Source organism: Candidatus Binatia bacterium, from assembly GCA_029248525.1.
In the GTDB taxonomy this organism is placed as follows: domain Bacteria; phylum Desulfobacterota; class Binatia; order UBA12015; family UBA12015; genus UBA12015.
Genome location: JAQWJE010000043.1, coordinates 262,064 through 278,638, shown reverse-complemented (window position 1 = coordinate 278,638; position 16,575 = coordinate 262,064). Strand labels below are relative to the sequence as shown.

At 60.2% G+C, this 16,575-nt stretch carries 13 protein-coding genes; 8 read left to right on the top strand and 5 right to left on the bottom strand.

Features of this window, described 5'->3' with window-relative positions:
* The 5 genes from P8K07_11420 to P8K07_11400 all read left to right on the top strand — a co-directional run.
* A partial coding sequence (locus P8K07_11420) for a cyclohexanone monooxygenase (protein ID MDG1959128.1) occupies window positions 1-387 on the top strand: 387 nt, incomplete at its 5' end.
* A gap of 131 nt (window positions 388-518) precedes the next feature.
* Window positions 519-1,649 carry a glutathione S-transferase family protein gene (locus tag P8K07_11415; GenBank protein ID MDG1959127.1) on the top strand — a complete coding sequence of 377 codons (1,131 nt, stop codon included), beginning with the start codon at window positions 519-521 and terminating at the stop codon, window positions 1,647-1,649.
* A 23-nt stretch (window positions 1,650-1,672) separates the two neighbouring features.
* Window positions 1,673-2,359 carry a hypothetical protein gene (locus tag P8K07_11410; GenBank protein MDG1959126.1) on the top strand — a complete coding sequence of 229 codons (687 nt, stop codon included), beginning with the start codon at window positions 1,673-1,675 and terminating at the stop codon, window positions 2,357-2,359.
* A 137-nt stretch (window positions 2,360-2,496) separates the two neighbouring features.
* A complete protein-coding gene (locus tag P8K07_11405) occupies window positions 2,497-2,655 on the top strand; it encodes an SEC-C metal-binding domain-containing protein (GenBank protein ID MDG1959125.1) in 159 nt (52 codons plus the stop codon).
* A gap of 96 nt (window positions 2,656-2,751) precedes the next feature.
* Window positions 2,752-3,453 carry a hypothetical protein gene (locus tag P8K07_11400; GenBank protein ID MDG1959124.1) on the top strand — a complete coding sequence of 234 codons (702 nt, stop codon included), beginning with the start codon at window positions 2,752-2,754 and terminating at the stop codon, window positions 3,451-3,453.
* Between the two features lie 123 nt (window positions 3,454-3,576).
* Here the strand turns inward: P8K07_11400 and P8K07_11395 are convergent, their stop codons facing one another.
* The 3 genes from P8K07_11395 to P8K07_11385 form a co-directional block, all read right to left on the bottom strand.
* A complete protein-coding gene (locus P8K07_11395; protein ID MDG1959123.1) occupies window positions 3,577-4,440 on the bottom strand; it encodes a phytanoyl-CoA dioxygenase family protein in 864 nt (287 codons plus the stop codon).
* Window positions 4,441-4,524: 84 nt separating this feature from the next.
* The gene (locus P8K07_11390; GenBank protein ID MDG1959122.1) at window positions 4,525-6,744 is read right to left on the bottom strand and encodes a PQQ-dependent sugar dehydrogenase; all 2,220 of its coding nucleotides are present in this window, start codon (window positions 6,742-6,744) and stop codon (window positions 4,525-4,527) included.
* A gap of 65 nt (window positions 6,745-6,809) precedes the next feature.
* A complete protein-coding gene (locus P8K07_11385) occupies window positions 6,810-9,200 on the bottom strand; it encodes a glycoside hydrolase family 19 protein (protein ID MDG1959121.1) in 2,391 nt (796 codons plus the stop codon).
* Window positions 9,201-9,502: 302 nt separating this feature from the next.
* Here P8K07_11385 and P8K07_11380 point away from each other — a divergent pair, with 302 nt between their 5' ends.
* The 3 genes from P8K07_11380 (at window position 9,503) to P8K07_11370 (ending at window position 13,599) form a co-directional block, all read left to right on the top strand.
* Window positions 9,503-10,099: a hypothetical protein gene (locus P8K07_11380; protein ID MDG1959120.1), complete on the top strand. Its 597-nt coding sequence runs from the start codon at window positions 9,503-9,505 to the stop codon at window positions 10,097-10,099.
* Between the two features lie 235 nt (window positions 10,100-10,334).
* Complete coding sequence (locus P8K07_11375) at window positions 10,335-12,398, top strand: hypothetical protein (GenBank protein MDG1959119.1); 2,064 nt, start codon at window positions 10,335-10,337, stop codon at window positions 12,396-12,398.
* Window positions 12,399-12,435: 37 nt separating this feature from the next.
* Window positions 12,436-13,599 carry a CoA transferase gene (locus P8K07_11370; GenBank protein MDG1959118.1) on the top strand — a complete coding sequence of 388 codons (1,164 nt, stop codon included), beginning with the start codon at window positions 12,436-12,438 and terminating at the stop codon, window positions 13,597-13,599.
* Here P8K07_11370 and P8K07_11365 read toward each other — a convergent pair.
* On the bottom strand, window positions 13,596-14,150 hold the full coding sequence (locus P8K07_11365; protein MDG1959117.1) for a VOC family protein: 555 nt from the start codon (window positions 14,148-14,150) through the stop codon (window positions 13,596-13,598). The genes P8K07_11370 and P8K07_11365 overlap by 4 nt on opposite strands.
* Before the next feature lie 97 nt (window positions 14,151-14,247).
* Window positions 14,248-16,476, bottom strand: a complete 2,229-nt coding sequence (locus P8K07_11360; GenBank protein ID MDG1959116.1) for a molybdopterin-dependent oxidoreductase — start codon at window positions 16,474-16,476, stop codon at window positions 14,248-14,250.
* Between the last annotated feature and the right edge of the window lie 99 nt (window positions 16,477-16,575).

The following is a 16,575-nucleotide window of genomic DNA, read 5'->3' as shown; positions in this document are numbered from 1 at the left end:
TACCTGGGCCTGACGATCAGTGGCTTCCCGAACCTCTTCATGATTCATGGACCCGGTTCGCCGGGCGTTTTTTACAATATGCCGCTCGGAGCCGAGCGACAGATGGGCTGGGTGGGTGATCTCGTGCAGCGTCTGCGCGATCAGAACCTCGGTGCCGTGGAGGCCTCCACGGCCAGCGAAGACGCCTGGGCCGAAGAGGTCACGACTCTTGCCAGCTTCACGCTTTTCCCGCGCACGGATTCCTGGTGGACGGGGGCGAATATTCCGGGCAAGCCGCGCTACTTCTCGGCGTATCTTGGCGGGTCGATCTATTATCAGCGCATCGCGGACGTGGCAGCTCAGGACTATGACGGCTTTGTCTTCGAGAAGTCCCATGATGCCGCGTGAGTACAGGTGAATCGGCCCGACTCTCTGCCTCCGCCGGACGATGAGGTGCGAACTGATACGCGATCCGAAGCGCAGTCCGGAGCGAGTCACGAGGTGATTCTCGAGGCCTATCCGGATTCGGGAATGACGCGGTGGCGGATTTGACGACCGGGAATTCTCGCGAGGGTGCGCTCTTGCCGGTTGTGCTCTCGGGCTCGGATATCTCCTACTTCACCGGGAAGATGGAGAACTACTTTCGTGTGCGCGGAATTCCTTACGAATTGCGTAATATGCAGTTTCCGCGTGACGAGAAAATTCGCAAACGTGAGGTCGGTGTCACCCAGATGCCCACCGTCGAGTTGGCCGATGGCCGCTGGATGACGGATACGACCAAGATGATTCAATGGTTCGAGGCGCAGTTCCCGGAAGATGGTCTTCTCCCCGTGGATCCCTTGCAGGCCTTTCTATGTTATTTCCTGGAAGACTGGGCCGACGAGTGGTGGTGGCGCCCCGCGATGCATTACCGATGGTATTCCGAGGAGGGCTCGCGGTTTGCGGCCTGGCACCTTGCCAGGACCTGCTTGCGCGAGGTGCCGGCGCCGATGGGTTTGAAATGGCGTTATCTGCGACGTCGCCAGCGATCCGGTTATACCGCCGGCGACGGGATCCATGAGGCCAGCGTTGCCGCTGTCGAAGCCGATTACCATCGTCTCCTGCGGGCGCTCGAGACGATCTTTCAAGATCGCCCATTCCTTTTGGGCGACCGCCCCACGCTCGCAGATATCGGTTTCGCCGGCCCGTTCTTTCGGCATTTCGCCCTTGATCCCTTGCCTCTGGAGATCCTTCGAAGGCACGCACCCTCGGTTCTGGAGTGGGTCGCGCGGCTTTGGAAAACGCGGATCGCGGAGTGTCGCGGCACGCTGCGCGACGGGATCCCGGAGGATTTCGGCCCGCTGCTCGACGAGATCGGGGGCACCTACCTGCCGTACCTCAACGCGAATGTGGCGGCTGTCCGCGCGGGAAAAAAGCGCTTTGATGTGAATCTGGGCGGGGCGCAATTTCGCGGTGCGCGCTATTCACGCTATCGCGTCTGGTGCCTCGCGGAACTGCGTTTGCATTATGAGCGAATGCCCGCCAGCGCACAGGCCGCAGGCCGAGTGCTGCTGGAGCGCCACGGTTGTTGGGGTCCGCTGTGGCAAGAAAACGACCTGCCGCTTATGCCGAACCAGGAGCAAGGTTTGCCGTTTCGTGGCGATACAAAGATGGTGGGTTTTGCCGAGTAGTTCGGTTGGGGAGGTATGATCGGATGCGGAAGTGGCTGATTCGAATTCCAATGGTGCTGGTCGCCTTGTTTGCGGGTGCCTTCTGGATGATTTTCCTCTCTTCTCGGCCGCCACTGACAATCGATCCGGCAACTCTTGCCGGCGACGGCAGCCTTCTGGATTATTGCGACCTGCCGGTTCTCGATGGTCGCGGGAAGAAGGCAGCGGAGATCGCCAAGGGCAACACACCGGGCTGTGGTTACGAACATTTCCCGCTGCCGATTCTGGCCGAATGTGGCGAGCCACTCGTTGACGGCGCCGTGGACATCCGGGGCCTTTGGCAAGGCGTCGAGGGCACTCATATCGGCCATGTCGAGCGAATCGAGCAATGCGGGGCCCGGACGGTGGTGACCAGTTCCGGGATCATCCATGACAAGGGGCCCAATCTGACCGGCGGCTCCACATCGAATGATACCGAAGGGGCGGTCTTGTTCACGATCGGCGACCGCGAATACTGCCCGCGCACCTCAGCCGATGTAGTCTGGAACGACGGTGTCCTGGATTTTCATGTCTTTGGGTGGGGGCCGGTCGTGGTCCGGCGTTATCTGCGTGGAGACCAACTGGTTTGGGAATACGCCGATGGCAGCGTGACCATCATGGATCGAATCTGCCGTTTGCCCGCAGACAAGAAGATTCCGAGAAAACGAGGTCCACGCTACAAGGTTCTTTAGGCGATCGGGCAAGTGCGGCGGTCGTGCCTTGAAGTTGCCGATTGACCGTGTTTTCGATTAACCGGATTAGGTGTAACCGGTCGCAGGATGCGGCTGTTGAAACCTGGAGACAAGAACTCGTGAATGAAGACAATCCAATGACCAGTCGGGAATCGCCTGTCGAGAAGGACTCGGGTTGTACGGATACGAGCTGTTGTCCGCCGCAACAGCCTGTAGTTCGAGGCGCCCGCAAGGTGGGTCGCAATGACCCATGTCCCTGCGGCAGCGGTCGCAAGCATAAGAAGTGTTGCGCCTAGGGTAGCCCGAGACAGAGCTGGCGGCTCCGTGGAAAGCCGGGAAAGCCGGGAAAGCCGGGAAACCCTGGGAATCCTGCACCTGGGAGATGAAGGCGGTTGTTCAAGAGTGTCGCGTGTCGTATCCTCATCGGAATGAAGCTGAGCCTGAAATTTGCGCTTGTTACGATGTTGATGCTCTCAATGGCCGCAATCTCCTGCGGGGATAGCCAAGAGCTCCCAAGTGAGGCCAGGGGCTTCGAGATCATCGAGATTCGCCCTGACGGTACGCTGCGGGCGTGGATCAGCCCCGAGATTACCTATGATGAATTTATCGCGCTCGAGGTGCCCGCGGGTTGGATCAAGAATCAGCCTCGCACGGGGAGTGCTTCTGCAGAAACCGACTCTGTGAGAAGCAGATTTCTCCGTTCTCCGGATGCCAGCGAAGAAGGAGAGATCGTTATCGAGGAGCTCTTCGGGTTTAACTGGTTCCACGCAGCAACGATCATCGATTCGAATGTGCCCCTGGATGATTCCGGCATCCTGAGAGGGGTGCGCGTGCGGAAGTTCCACGAGGTTACATTTGGCGCCGGCAGTCAGCTTGTCCTGTTGGAGTCGCCCGGTGGTGATCTTTATTTTCGGATCGGTCGCGATGCCGACCGCACCGTGGATGTGCCGACGATCCCCGAAGGCTGGACCTTGGCCGAGGTCACCACCCCCGGTGAGCTGGTGCTCCTCCTGGCTCCGGAAAACATCGTCATCCGCACCGATAACGAGGACTCCTTCCAGGGGCCGCTTCCAGAGCTTGAGGCATTGCTCTAATTCCCAGGACCCACCCGCGTGGGCGGCGGCCGATCAACCGCCACGTGTCTTGGTCTCGGATTTCGTTCGTGTCGATTCGCGACAGCGGGCGCTGCTTCCCGTCGAGCCGCACAAGCGCCAGATCTAATCGCGCAGGAGTCTTGCGGGGTCGCGGCCGTTCACAAAGCCGATGAACGGAAAGAGCATGCTGTATCCCAGAAGGGATTGGACCTTCGGGCTGCATTGCTTTGCCCGTTCCCGCGAGATGGCGAGGCAGTAGTTCTCCTGCTGGCGCGCCCAGGGTTCGCAATACTGCGTCGTGGCAGCAAGCCTTGGCTTGTCGCTGTTGTTCGGGCCGGCGCAATGCCACATGGTCCCCAGAAAGAAGACCGCCGATCCCGCTGGCATGACGGCAGGAACCATCTTGCTGACATCGATGTCGGCAGACGGCACATCTCCCCATAAATGGCTTTTGGGATAGACCAGAGTCGCGCCATTATCCTCGCGGAAATCGTCGAGCGCCCAGATCAGGGCTGCACCGATCGGTTTTCGGGGGCGGGGCAGCGGGTAGAATCCATCGTCATGATGCAGCGGTTGGCGAATTTCGCCCGGCATCACCTTGATCACCTGGAGTTGGGAGAGAAGGTAATTCGGCATGAAGAGCCGATCGAGCAGGGCCATCACCAGCGGGTGCTCGACGACCGGATTACACGAGAGCGTTTTCTCGATCACCGAATAGATGCGGCGTGTTTTATAACCTTCGAACTCGGTCCTGCCGTCATGTTCGAGAAGCGGATCGGTTTCCCGTCGGATGGTTTCGATCTCTTCGGGCGAGAGCAGGTTCGGCAGAATGACATAGCCTTCCTCCTGCACGGTCGCGATCAGGGAGTCGAGATGGTCGCTGTCGATTCCGTATTTACGTTCGGCCTCCGCGAGGGCGGATGCCTGCTTCTCGAGGACTTCGTCTCGAACGGTGCCGTCTTCATTTGTATAGGCGCGAGTAGCCATAAGTATGGCATTTCTAGCAAGCCTCAGGCTTTGGATCTATCGGAAAAAACAACTGGCGGCCGGCTTGCGGGAACTGCGGGTTTTCTACCTCGCTTCATGCGAGGCTCGTTCGGCCAGAAGTGCTGCGGCGGGCGCCGCCGCGTGACGGTTGACGCTTGCTGGCCTCGAGGTCGTCTCGGGGCAGCCGTCCATCTTGTCGATCCAGTTCTGCAGCCGTGATGCCGCATGCTGGTCGACCATGCTGGTCGCGAGGGGCGGCATGCGGTGTTCGCCGGTATCGGTCATCCGCCACCACAGGGCCGAGCGTTCTGCATCTCCCGGTGCCAGGCGCAGAAGCCCTTCGACCGGGATCACGCCGAATTCGACGTCCTCACCGCAAAGGCCCGCATTCTCCGGCCAATTGGGGAAGCGAAGATCGATATCGGTGCGCGCAATCCCTTCCGGCGCATGGCAGAAAGAGCAGTTTGCATGCAGGTATCCTCCGATGGCCTCCTCTTCCTCCTCGACGTTTTGTTCAACCCCGGACCACCGGGGAAACTGGACCTCGGCCCGCAGGCGTCTGGCGAGGTTCGGCTCCAGCGCGCCGAGGCCGATGAGTTCCTCTACCGGATCGGGTCCCCCCTCGGTTGGTCGTAATTGTGCCAGTTCTGCTCCGAGGGTTCGGCCGGCACTGCTGGAATGACAGCGCAGACATTCCTGCCGGCCGGGGAAGCGCCAGGCAGAATCGGACAGACCCTCGATCACGCGCGTGGCGCCCGAGGAGCCGACGAGTTCTGCGGTCCGGCCGTCTTCGTCCCAGGCATAGGAGAGCCCGTTCCATCCCCCGTCGGCATGCCTGGATAGAAGCCTTGTTTCGATGGGGTTTCCGGAGATGGAAAATTCCTTGGCAAAGACCGTGCCCGGCGGGAAGTCGAGGTCTCCGTGCTCTCCGATATCAATGGTCGCACCCGGCGGAAGACTCAGCCAGCGGCGCTTGGTGGCTCCGTCAGACCAGAGCGGAATATTGATTCCATAGCCCAGCATGGCTGCGCCATTGTCCGGTCCGCATCCGGTTTCGGAAAGTGTGTCCGGAAGCGTGGGGTCCTCATCGGCATGGTAGTTCGCGAGGCGAAAAATAGGGCCGCGCGCACTGAGAACATAGATCTCGCCATCTGGGTCTTGTGCAAAGCTGGTGATCGGTAGCTCGGTATGGGCAAGCAGGCGTTCCCGCACGTTGCCGTCGGCGGTCGGGAAGAGTCCCGAGATCCGTCCGTTGCAGAAATCGGAAAAGAGATAGATGCCATCGAGGTCCGGCCATTTGTTTCCCCGGTAGACAAAGCCCCCGATGACCGCACAACCGCCACCGCGGTCATACCAGTACACGGGCGGTTGATAGCGGTCGAGGTCACAAGGCGGGGTGCTGCACGCCGCGGCCTCGACGACCGGCCAGCCGTGATGGCTCCCTTCTTCCAGAAGGTCGATTTCTTCAAAGCGGCGTCCACCGACGTCTCCGACCCATATGGCTCCGGTGCTCCGATCGAAGCTCCACTGCCAGGGGTTCCGGAAACCCCAGGCAAGGACGTCGGCGGGAACCTCGACACCCAAAAGGGGGGAAGAGCCGGGTTGATCGACGTAGAGCGCCAGGAACGTGCCTTCTGCGGAGTCCGGACGGCCAGCCTCCTCGGGGCGGTTCATCTCGCCGAGGCCCACAATCAGCCTTCCGGGGTCCTCCGGGTCAAATCGCAGAGTACCGCCATGATGGACCGGATGGACATTCCCGTCTTCCGCCCGCCAGCAGTTGTTGCGCCGTTCAAAGAGGATGCGAAAGGGTTCGGGATCCAGGTGCAGATCAGCCCCCTCGGACTCGCGATGCAATTCCGCGATGATCTGGAGCGGGCATTGCTCGGGTACGCCTTGGTTCAGTACCGCGCTGATCCAGACGCGGCCATCGTCTGGCCAATTCGGGTGCAGCGCAAAGCCGATCAGTCCGGCTTCGCCGTGATCGGGCCCCCAGGGATCGAGTACCCTATCCCGCCAGTCGAGGATCTCGACGGGCTGATTCCCCTCGCTATCATACCGAACCAATCGGCCTCTTTGGTCGAGCAAGACAAAGCCATCCCCCTGAGGTTCCCACTCGAGGCCGATCAGTGATTCTGCCTGTACTTCAGGAAAAACTCGCACCAGAACGGTTTCACCGCTGGTATGCCGATCTCCGGGAGGCAGGCACAATGGCCCCTCGAGAGGGGCTTCGGAAAAGGATCCCCCACCCGAGCAAGCCTCGATCAAGATCGAGAACAATACCAGCAGTGCTCTGCGCCCATGCATCAGTCATCCGGGGGCCGCGGCCCCCTGCAGGCAGCGTAGGTGTATCGTCGTCTCGATGCGAGCACTCAGTCGCTGACCTCGCAGAGCTCACCCGACCACCCACTCTCACAAGTACATGTCGCTACGCCGGCGTTGTCGGCGCAGTTGCCGTGGACGCAGGGGCTGGGGTAGCAGGCCGAGTTCGGTGGCGCGGGGATCGGGCAGACATCTTGTTGCCAGGGCATCTGGTACTCGGTGGTGATCGCCGCGCCGCAGCGGTGCTCGCCCGGGACCTCGGCGACGCCCAGGATTTGCGAGATGCGCTCGTACTGGGCGACGCGGTTGAGCATCTTTGCATTCGTGTTGGTGCCGCACTCCTGGTTGCCGTTGACGTTATTGATGGTCTGGGCGAAGCCGCTGCTGCCTGCCGGGATACAATCGCCGTAAAGTTCGGGATTGTGGAAGAGCATATGCGCTGACGGGATATAGGCCCCCCCACCGAAGTCGCGGCTGTTCATCCAGTAGTAGATGCCGCTCAGCCAGGCCGTGCCGCGCGCTGTCGGCAGCTTGGCGACGATCTCGGGCGGCACAAAATCCCGATTGAATGAGGCGAGAAGGTAGGGATTCTGGAGGAGGTGATTGTCCAAATCGAGCAGATTGTCCAAATCCCTGTAGTTGTCGTTCCAGCTCAGCTGAATCGGCCCCCGGCCCCAGTACTGACAATCCCGCGCGTCGCCGGTCTGCGCGCAGCAGAATTCGCCGACGGGCTCGCCGTAATACCCCGTACTTGCCGAACAATTCATGTCGGGGCCGTAGTTGCCCGAGCAGGTACTCTCGGTTTCCTTGCAGGCCAGTTCTTCCCAGAGGGTCAGCCCGCAGTTCTGGCCGTCCTCGCTGTCCCAGGTGCCGGTCTCCTGCGTGACGTTGGCAAAGAATGCAGCCAACTCCTGTCGGTTGCGGGTCCCGTCGCCGACATTGGCAAACGCAAGAAGGTCGGTGAGGTCCCGGTCCTTGATGAACTCCATCACCTCGAGCAGGCCGCGGTAGGTGTACATGGGTTTTCCGTCGGCTGCGAAGGGCAGAATATCGCCCCCAATGTCACGCATGCAGATCGAGCAGTTTGTCCCGTTCGGCGCGAATCCGGCACCGTCGGCGCAGGGGAAGATCTGGTCAAATTCGGCCTGAGTCAGCCAACTGGAAAGGCCTGTGTCCGGAAGCGGTTCGGTGTCAGGTTCGGCCGGGAAAACAGGATCCGGCAGGGTGCTGTCGAGGTCCATCTCGAACTCGCACGCGCTGCCATTGAATTCACAGGCGGAGGGCTCGAAGGTGTCTGTCGAGAATGCCGTGAAGTGAATATCGAGCCAGGTTTCGGTCGGGAGGAAAGTTGCGCTGCCACTATTGGAAAACGCATAGTGGCCGTCGGCATAGGAATCCAGAATGCCGCCGCCCCAAGGCGTACCGTCGATCGCATCATCGAGGTCGAACTCCAATGTCCAGCCGCTGGTGATCGGGGCGCTGTAGTTGATCACGCGCAGACGCGCGTTGTAGCCGCCGACCCACTCGCTGGTTTTCGAAAAGCGCACCACGAGAGCATCTGTCTCCGGTTCCGGATCGGGGCCGGAGTCGCCGAGGTTCTCGCAGCTTTCGTTGGCGGCTGCGTCGTCGATGGCATCGCAATCAGGCTCGGTGCCCCCGAATTGGCCAATCATGCGGCAAGTCCGACAAAGGACGCGCTCGGTCACGCAGTCGCTAAAGCCGTTTCCCAGGCACTCGCCGGGAAACATCGCGCCGAAGTCCTGGTCTGCACAAACGCCGCTCACGGCCTTGTCAATTTTGCTGGCGAGTTTGGCGAATTTGCCACTCGGATCGGTAGCAAGTTCATCGACGCAGGCCGCGAGACCCGCGGCCGACTCGATCGGGTTCGTCGCGCTCTTGAGGCCCAGTTTTTGGCATTTCTCGTAGAGCTTGATGCCTGTCTGCGAAAGCTTGCCCCAGGCCTTCATGATGCTCTTCTGGCATTTGGTGCCGCGTATCTGCGTTGCCCCCGATACGATGGCTGCATCCAGATCATCACCCAGAATGTCGTCAACGAGCGCGAGCTCTTCCGAGATGGCGGCCGTATTCAGCTCTGTTGCCCCGGCAAAGCCGTAGGCGGGCAGGGATCCGCAAAATGCGCCGGCAAACAAGTTTGTCTTTGCCGTCTGGATTCCCAGTTTGCCGCTGGCGTCGTTGTCGATGCAATCGCGGGCCGACGCGACCTTGCCTTTGGCCGCATTCTGGAGGCAATTGGCGGCCTCCTTGTTCTGCGCCTTGGCAACGGTTCGGACCTGCTTGGTCATCTTGGCGACACATTTCATGTCGTCTTTTCCGAGAGCAGCCGAAGCCGGTGGGGTCGAAAACAAACTTGCTCCGAGGGCGATAGCGAGCATGAAGACCAAGTGGCGTCGGACGGCGGCGTAGCAGGTTGCGAGAGGCATGGAGGGCTCCGGTTTTCGATTTCGTGTCGTTGGTTTCAGGTTTTCCGCTGCCGAATCGAAGCAAATAAGCGCTCAGGTCCGGTCGGTCGAATAGCATAGCCTATCGCGGTAGCGCTGCCCGGGCAATATGTGCTCCTTGCGGCTGAGGGAGGTCCGGAACCCCGGAATTAGCGTCCGAAATTCAGGGAAGTTAGGCTATTTCCGACCCGCTCGGGCAGGATGATAAATCGGACCGACACCCAACTGCTGTCGAAAGCCCTGTCGCGCGGATCGACAAATTTCCCTTCAGGAAGGCACCGAGAATGGCTCATGAAAAAAACGCTCCAGTAGATTCCGAGAGGGGAGTCACACAAATCATCACAGTCGATTGTCATCCGGATTGTGTGGCTGAGGTCGAGGCGGCGACCTGTCAATGGATCGCCGCAGCCTCGGATGTGGAAGGGCACCGGGGTGCAGGCGTTTTTTGCACGCGACCGGGAGACCAGATGCGAGTGCACGTTGTGCGTCAGTTCGAAAACATGAAGACCTTGCAAGCATCGGGTGCCGCGGACGCGGCCCGCGCCCTGCGCGCCAGCATGGAGTCCTCGACCGAGGGCGAAGTTGATGAGCGGATCGTGCCGGGGATGCAGAATTGGCTGGACCTCGCGACGCCGAGCCGCGAGGTGATGCCGACGCGTTTCAAGATGACGGTCCTTATGTTTTTGGGCATGTTCCCGATCAGCATCGGCGTCCACCATTTGTGGAAGCATTTTCCGGAGATGATGGAATTACCTGCGCTTGTGAATGCAGGCCTCATGACGGGGGCGGTAACGATTGTCACGATGAATCTTGCGATGCCGGTTTTGATGTATCTGTTCGCTGGATGGTTTGACTCAGGTTCCGACGCAGCCGATTGCTGAGGGGTCGGACTGTTTTGCGCCAGAGCCGTAATCCTGGCCACCCGGAGAGATTCGCTTGATTGGTGGAAACAGTGTTGCCAGTCATTCTGCTGCTGATGAATGATTCCAGACGCAGGAGGCTCTGACTTGTCGGGGCCAAGTGGTGGCGGCCCGCCCGCGCCAACTTGCGGTTGAGCAAAGCACTCGCTGAGCGAAGTTCTTGCAGTCACGGCCCTGTCCGGTCTAGGGTCGGGGGATGCTTAACTCGAGGACGATTTTCGCAACAGCGGGTACGGTCATTTTGGGTTTGGGTCTTCTGTCGTGTGGCGGGGATTCCGGCGGTTCCGGAGGGGAACCTGTGGATCCACCACCATGTGAGGGGCCGAGTTGTGGCGAACCGGTTGTGGAGATTGAGTTGGTCGTTGCCGACCCGGACCGATGTGCCAATACGGACCAGCGACATTGCCTGCTGCCGTTTCCGAACGACACCTTGACGGTCGGGGACGAAGCGATGGACACCGGCCGGCGGCTGAATCTGGTGCGCGAGTCCATGATTCAGAATACCGCCGGCGTTTACGTCGAGACGAAATTCATCAACGGAAATGATGGTTGGAGTCCGGGTGCGGCGGCAGCCACGCATATACCGAATCTGGATCTGGAGGCGTCGCAAATTCCACCACTGGTCGACCTTGCGCGTTCGCTCGATGTGGACGCCACGACGATTCTTCTGGATGCGACCACAGGGGAGCGGATCCCGCATTGGGGCGAATTGGACCAGAATGTCGAAAACGATGGGGACCGACTTTTCTTTATGCGCCCGGCCGTGAATCTGGCTTACGGTCATCGCATCATTGTCGCGATCCGCACGCCCGTGGATACAAATGGTGCCGACATTCCCGCGGGTGATGTGTTCCGTGCTTACCGGGATGATCTGATTTCAAATATCCCCGAGGTCGAAGCGCAGCGTCTGCGTTACGAGGAGATCTTTGCGGCACTTGATGAGGCCGGCGTCGCGCGCGGAGGGCTCTATCTGGCTTGGGATTTTACGGTGGCCAGCTCGCGCAATATGACCGAGCGATTGTTGCATATTCGCGATGATGCATTTGGGGATCTCGGGACCGCCGCGCCGCAATTTTCAGTCGAAGAAGTCGAGGAGCCGTTGGACGACCGGACATTGCGTCGCATTAACGGGACTTTTGAGGTTCCGCATTATCTGACCAAGGATGGCGAGACGGGCGGGGAATTTGTGTTCGGTGACGACGGCCTGCCGGTGCGCCAGGGGACTTATACGGCGAGATTCCGCTGCATTGTGCCCCAAGCGGCCTTTGATGAAGCTGGCGCTGCGGTTCCGGCGCGGCCCTCTCTTTATGGCCACGGGCTTTTGGGGAGCGAGCGCGAGGTTTCCGCCGGGAACGTGCGCGATATGGCCAATGAACATAATTTTGTCTTCTGTGCGACGCGTTGGCTCGGAATGGCGGAAGAGGATGTGCCGACGGCTGTTGCTCTGCTGCAGGACCTTTCCAACATCAATGCGCATGCGGACCGATTACAGCAGGGTGTCCTTGCGTATCTCTTCCTGGGGCGTTTGCTGATTCACCCCGACGGCTTCGGTTCCGACCCTGCATTTCAGGGACTCGGGCAGAGCGTGATTGATACTAGCGAGCTCTATTATGACGGCAATTCGCAGGGCGGGATCATGGGAGGCGTCTTGATGGCGGTCGCGCAGGACTTCACCAAGGGGGTGCTTGGGGTGACGGGAATGAATTACAGTCTCCTGCTGCAGCGCAGCGTTGATTGGGACGCCTACCGCGCCATCTACGAGCCTTCTTATGATGAGCCTCTAGAGGCGTCTCTCGGCCTTCTGCTTATCCAGCTTCTGTGGGATCGAGGCGAGGCCAATGCGTATGCAGCACATATGACCGACGATCCTCTGCCGAATACGCCCTCACATAAGGTCCTTCTGCATGTGGCTTTTGGGGACCATCAGGTCGCTCCGGCGTCGGCTGAAATCGAGGCGCGAACGGTGGGCGCCAAAATGCATCGGCCGATGGTTCTCGACGGGCGTTTGCCCGACGTGGAACCAGGGTGGGGGATCGAGACGATTCCGGAGTATCCCTATGAGGGCAGTGCGATTATTTTCTGGGATTCCGGTTCACCCACGCCGCCCACGGTCAATTTGCCACCTCGAGAAGGCCGAGATTCTCACGAGGATCCTCGTCACTACGTCGATGTGCGTCGGCAAAAGGCGGCTTTCCTCGCGCACGATAGCGTCGTGATCGACGTCTGCGCCGGGGAGGCCTGCGTGATTCCTCCGCGATAATTGGCCTCAGTCAACGCAACTCAGTAAAGAGACGCAAGTGAACGAAACACCGACGTACGAACCCCGCCCCGGACCTCTGAACGGAATCCTTGTTCTGGACCTCACTCATGCGCTCTCGGGGCCTTATTGCACCATGCTGCTGGGCGAAATGGGAGCACGCGTTATCAAGGTGGAACGTCCTCCGCACGGGGACAGTGCGCGCGCGTTTCCTCCGTTCGTGGATGGCGAGCCGGAGTTCTACAATACCTTCAACCATGGCAAGCAGAGCCTGGCCGCAGACCTCGAGAGCCCGGAGGATCGACCTTTGATCGAAGCGCTTGTGCGCCGGGCTGACGTGCTGGTGGAGAATTTTCGTCCCGGCACTCTCGAGAAATGGGGACTCGGCTGGGATACGGTTCACGAGTGGAACCCGTCTCTGGTCTACGCCTCGATCAGCGGATTCGGACAGACGGGTCCGGAGTCCTGGGAGGGGGCCTATGATGTGGTCATCCAGGCCGAATCCGGATTGATGAGCGTGACCGGGTTTGCCGACGGACCGCCTGTGGTCACCGGGACCTCGCTGGCAGACTACCTCTCGGGCACCAACGCTTTTGCTGCGATCAACGCAGCGCTGGTCCAGAGCCGTACCTCGGGGGTCGGCTCTCGGGTCGACGTCGCGATGCTGGATTCGCTGCTCGGGATTCTCGGGACACAAGTTTTCAATTATCTGGCCAATGGGGTCGAGCCCCATCGCATGGGCAACGGGAACTCCACGATTGTTCCGTTCGATATTTTTGACGCAGCCGACGGTCCCCTCGCAATCTGTGCGCCGGATGAGAAGTCCTTCGGTCGGCTGGCGGGGGTCCTGGGCCACGAAGAGTGGCTCGCGGACGAGCGTTTCCAGGAACTGGTTGGCAGGATTGCGAATCGAGACGAGATTCTGGCGGCCATCCAGAAAGCTGTCGCGGACCGTCCCCGGGATGAGTTGGCCAAAAGCCTGCAGGAAGCGGGCGTCCCCTCGGGGCCTGTGCGTACGGTCCCGCAGGCGATTGATTCCGCGCAATCGCATGAGCGCAATATGGTTCTGGAAATCAAGGGGACCGGGATGCGGATCCCCGGACATGCAATGCATATCAGCACGCTGAGCGACGACCCGTCCCGCCCTCGTGCCGCGGCTCTTGGAGCCGACAGCGAGGCGATCCGCAAGGAGTTTCTCGACTAGTTTTCGGTGGCGCCCTGTTTCTGCAGTTCGTCGATCGGGTCGCCGGCGATGAAGCGGGCGGCAAGCTTGTCGGCATCAAACTCCACACCGATCGGGTTTTGTATAAAGACATCGCTGGACATGAAGTCCTGCGCCTGTTGCTCGGTTTCGAAGTTGTCCACTTGCAACTCGATCCGATTCCCATCGGGGTCGGCGTAGTAAAGCGACGTCGTCGGTCCGTGGTTGATCGACCAGACCGGGACGATGCCAAGTTCTTTCAGGCGCAGGTAGCTCCCGAGCAGGGCCTCCAGCGAGGAAAACGTGTAGGCGACATGGTCGAGTCCGGCTGCTCCTGGAGGTGCCTGATCGGTCACGGGTGTGACTACGAGGGCGACTCTGTGATGTTCGGCATCGTAGGTCAGAAAAGCGATGAAGGGGGCCTCGTGGACGACGTGCATCCCGAGAAGTTTTTCGTAAAACGCAATCGATGCTTTCAGGTCCGTGACTCGCAGGACGAAGTGGGCAAAGTTGGCCGGTTTGACCACAGTCTTGTTGTCGAGATCTCGGCTCATGCCAGTGTCCTTAGCAGCCGCTCAAAGATTCTTCACGCCTTTGTGCTTGCTTGCGGCGAGCCCGAACGCATTTGCTCGTGTTGCCGTCTTCTCCGTCTCAGGTGAGGTCTCCGAGGGTGACGTGCACAGGAATCGAACTCATCCTCGGTATTCCCGTGTAGGGCTCCTGATAGTCCAGATCTGCACTGGCCAGTGCGCCCGTATGGTTGCCCATAGAGTATTCCTGCGGCTCGGAGGGGTCCGATCCTGCTTTCAGTCGGTCGAGATCGATCCCGTAGGCATGGCTCATGGAGACCACGCCCTCGCGGAGTTCGTTGGACTCCTGCACGACCGCGTGAATGGTGGCGCGGCGCGAAGAGATCGAGACGATCTTGCCATTGTCGGCGCCGATGCGCTCCATGTCCGCGGGGTGCATAAACAGTGGATTATGAGGGCGCTCACGGACCAGATCCGCTTGGTCGCGACCCAGAGAGTTCAGGGTATGTTTCTGCCTTCGGCTCAAAAGCCGGAACGGGAATTCTTCGTCGCCCGGGAGAGCTCCCTGCTGTAGAGCTTCGTCGAGTTGTTCCATCATGATCGGGTTGCCGAGTTCGAGAAACGAGGTGCAATCCGGATCCCGCGGCAGAACCACGGCATCGGGGTCTTCGTAGAGACGTCCGGCCTGGTGCTTGCGCACCTCGGACAACGGGATACGCGAGCCCTCGGTGAGCCAGTCAAAAAAATCGTCTGTAGTCGGCTTGTTTTCCATGTCGAGGGAAACAAAGCGCCCGTCGGGATCGCCCGGGTCTCGGAGCAGGCCGAAGTAGACTTGCAGGGGCAGCTTCATCTCTCGCGCCAGGTAGTAAAATAATTCCCAATCTTCGAGGAGCTCGGATCCTTCGGGGGGGGCGACCAGAGCCTCGCGGTAGGCCGCATAGGGGACTGGATATCCCCAGCCCGGCGAATGAGTCTCGAGTTCTTCGAAATCGTAGCTCAGCGCGGGGATCTCCGGGACCAGTTTGGGCGGGATGACGTAGTCCGCGTAGCGCGCCGTCTGGTTCATCTTCGGGTCGAGCACAACGAGCAGGTCCAGTTTTTCCAGAGCGGCGCGCGTCTTGATCTGATCGGGCCAGGCGGTCAATGGATTGCCGCCCAGGCAGAAGAGCGCACGGATCTGGCCGTCGCCCTCGAGCAAGATCTCGTCAGCAAGCGCACCTGTTGGCAAACCGCAGGCAGTGTTGGAGAGCCCGCGAACCCGCAATGCGGGCGGAAAGCCCCAGGCAACGGGCATGGGTTCCAGCGGTTGGGCGCGTCGCGGTCCCTTGGGTACGAGCACGCCGGGGTTCGGGACCCGGTCACCTTGCTTGGCACGAAAGCCGCAGAGCGTGATCAGGCAAGCCAGAAGATACTCGGCCAGAGTTCCCCGCGGCGACATATTGGACCCGGTACCGGCGCTGGCGCCACCGGTTTTGGCGTTGGCGAAGATCCGCGTGGCCTCGCGCAGTTGATCGGCCGGAATGTCAGCGCGTTTCTCCACGAACTCAGGTGTAAATGGTTCGACGTGCTGGCGCAGTTCTTCGAGATTCTTGCCGTTCTCGGCAACGAAGTCCTTGTCCTCAAGCCCTTCTGCGAGCACAAGACGAACCATGCCGGCCAGGATGGTCGCATCCTCGCCGGGAACCGGTTGCAGGTGGACTCGAGCCTTCTGTGCGGTTTCGCTGCGTCTGGGATCAATCACGATCAGTTTGATTCCACGCTTTACCGCTCGGTGCAGGTGCCAGTTGGGATTGATCGTGGGGACGCCGCCAAGGCCCGATACCGCCGGGTTGGTGCCGATGAACAACCATGTTTCCGCCTCGGCGAATGCAGTGCCGCCCGCGTGCCATTTTCCGTGCAGGGCGCGTGCCAGGAGTTTTCCGGGTTGGTCGATCGAGCCGCAGCTGAATGACATCGGAGAACCCAGTGCATCCATGAACGCACCGGATACCATGCCGCCCGGAGGGGCCAGCGCGTAGGTGCCCGAGTAGAGGGCCACAGAGGCAGGGCCGTGCTTGTCGACAATTTCACTCAGTCTCTCGGCAATCCCGGAAACGGCGGTTTGCGGTGAAACGGATTGGAATTCTCCGTTCGCGTCTTTCTGCAGAGGGCGGAGGATTCGGTTGGGGCCGTATAGGTGCCCCTCGATATCGCGGCCTCTGCGGCAGGAGTACCCATGCGACGCGGGATCATCCGAGTCGCCAATCAAACTCTTGACCCGTCCATCTACGATTTCCATGAAGACACCGCAGGAGATCATGCAGGTCCGACAAATGGCGCGCGTTTTTTCTTTGCCTTTAGAATTTTTCATAGCTACTCGCGGGTCGAGAAATCCCGTTTGCCAACATCCATCAACCCCATGCAAGGTGTCAAGCACTGGCGATCTCGCGCGCCCTTCTATTCCCTCATG

Coding starts and splice junctions, on each gene's coding strand:
- P8K07_11410 (MDG1959126.1), top strand. CDS start 1,673: ATGCGGAAGTGGCTGATTCGAATTCCAATGGTGCTGGTCGCCTTGTTT.
- P8K07_11405 (MDG1959125.1), top strand. CDS start 2,497: ATGACCAGTCGGGAATCGCCTGTCGAGAAGGACTCGGGTTGTACGGAT.
- P8K07_11395 (MDG1959123.1), bottom strand. CDS start 4,440: ATGGCTACTCGCGCCTATACAAATGAAGACGGCACCGTTCGAGACGAA.
- P8K07_11390 (MDG1959122.1), bottom strand. CDS start 6,744: ATGCATGGGCGCAGAGCACTGCTGGTATTGTTCTCGATCTTGATCGAG.
- P8K07_11385 (MDG1959121.1), bottom strand. CDS start 9,200: ATGCCTCTCGCAACCTGCTACGCCGCCGTCCGACGCCACTTGGTCTTC.
- P8K07_11380 (MDG1959120.1), top strand. CDS start 9,503: ATGGCTCATGAAAAAAACGCTCCAGTAGATTCCGAGAGGGGAGTCACA.
- P8K07_11375 (MDG1959119.1), top strand. CDS start 10,335: ATGCTTAACTCGAGGACGATTTTCGCAACAGCGGGTACGGTCATTTTG.
- P8K07_11365 (MDG1959117.1), bottom strand. CDS start 14,150: ATGAGCCGAGATCTCGACAACAAGACTGTGGTCAAACCGGCCAACTTT.
- P8K07_11360 (MDG1959116.1), bottom strand. CDS start 16,476: ATGAAAAATTCTAAAGGCAAAGAAAAAACGCGCGCCATTTGTCGGACC.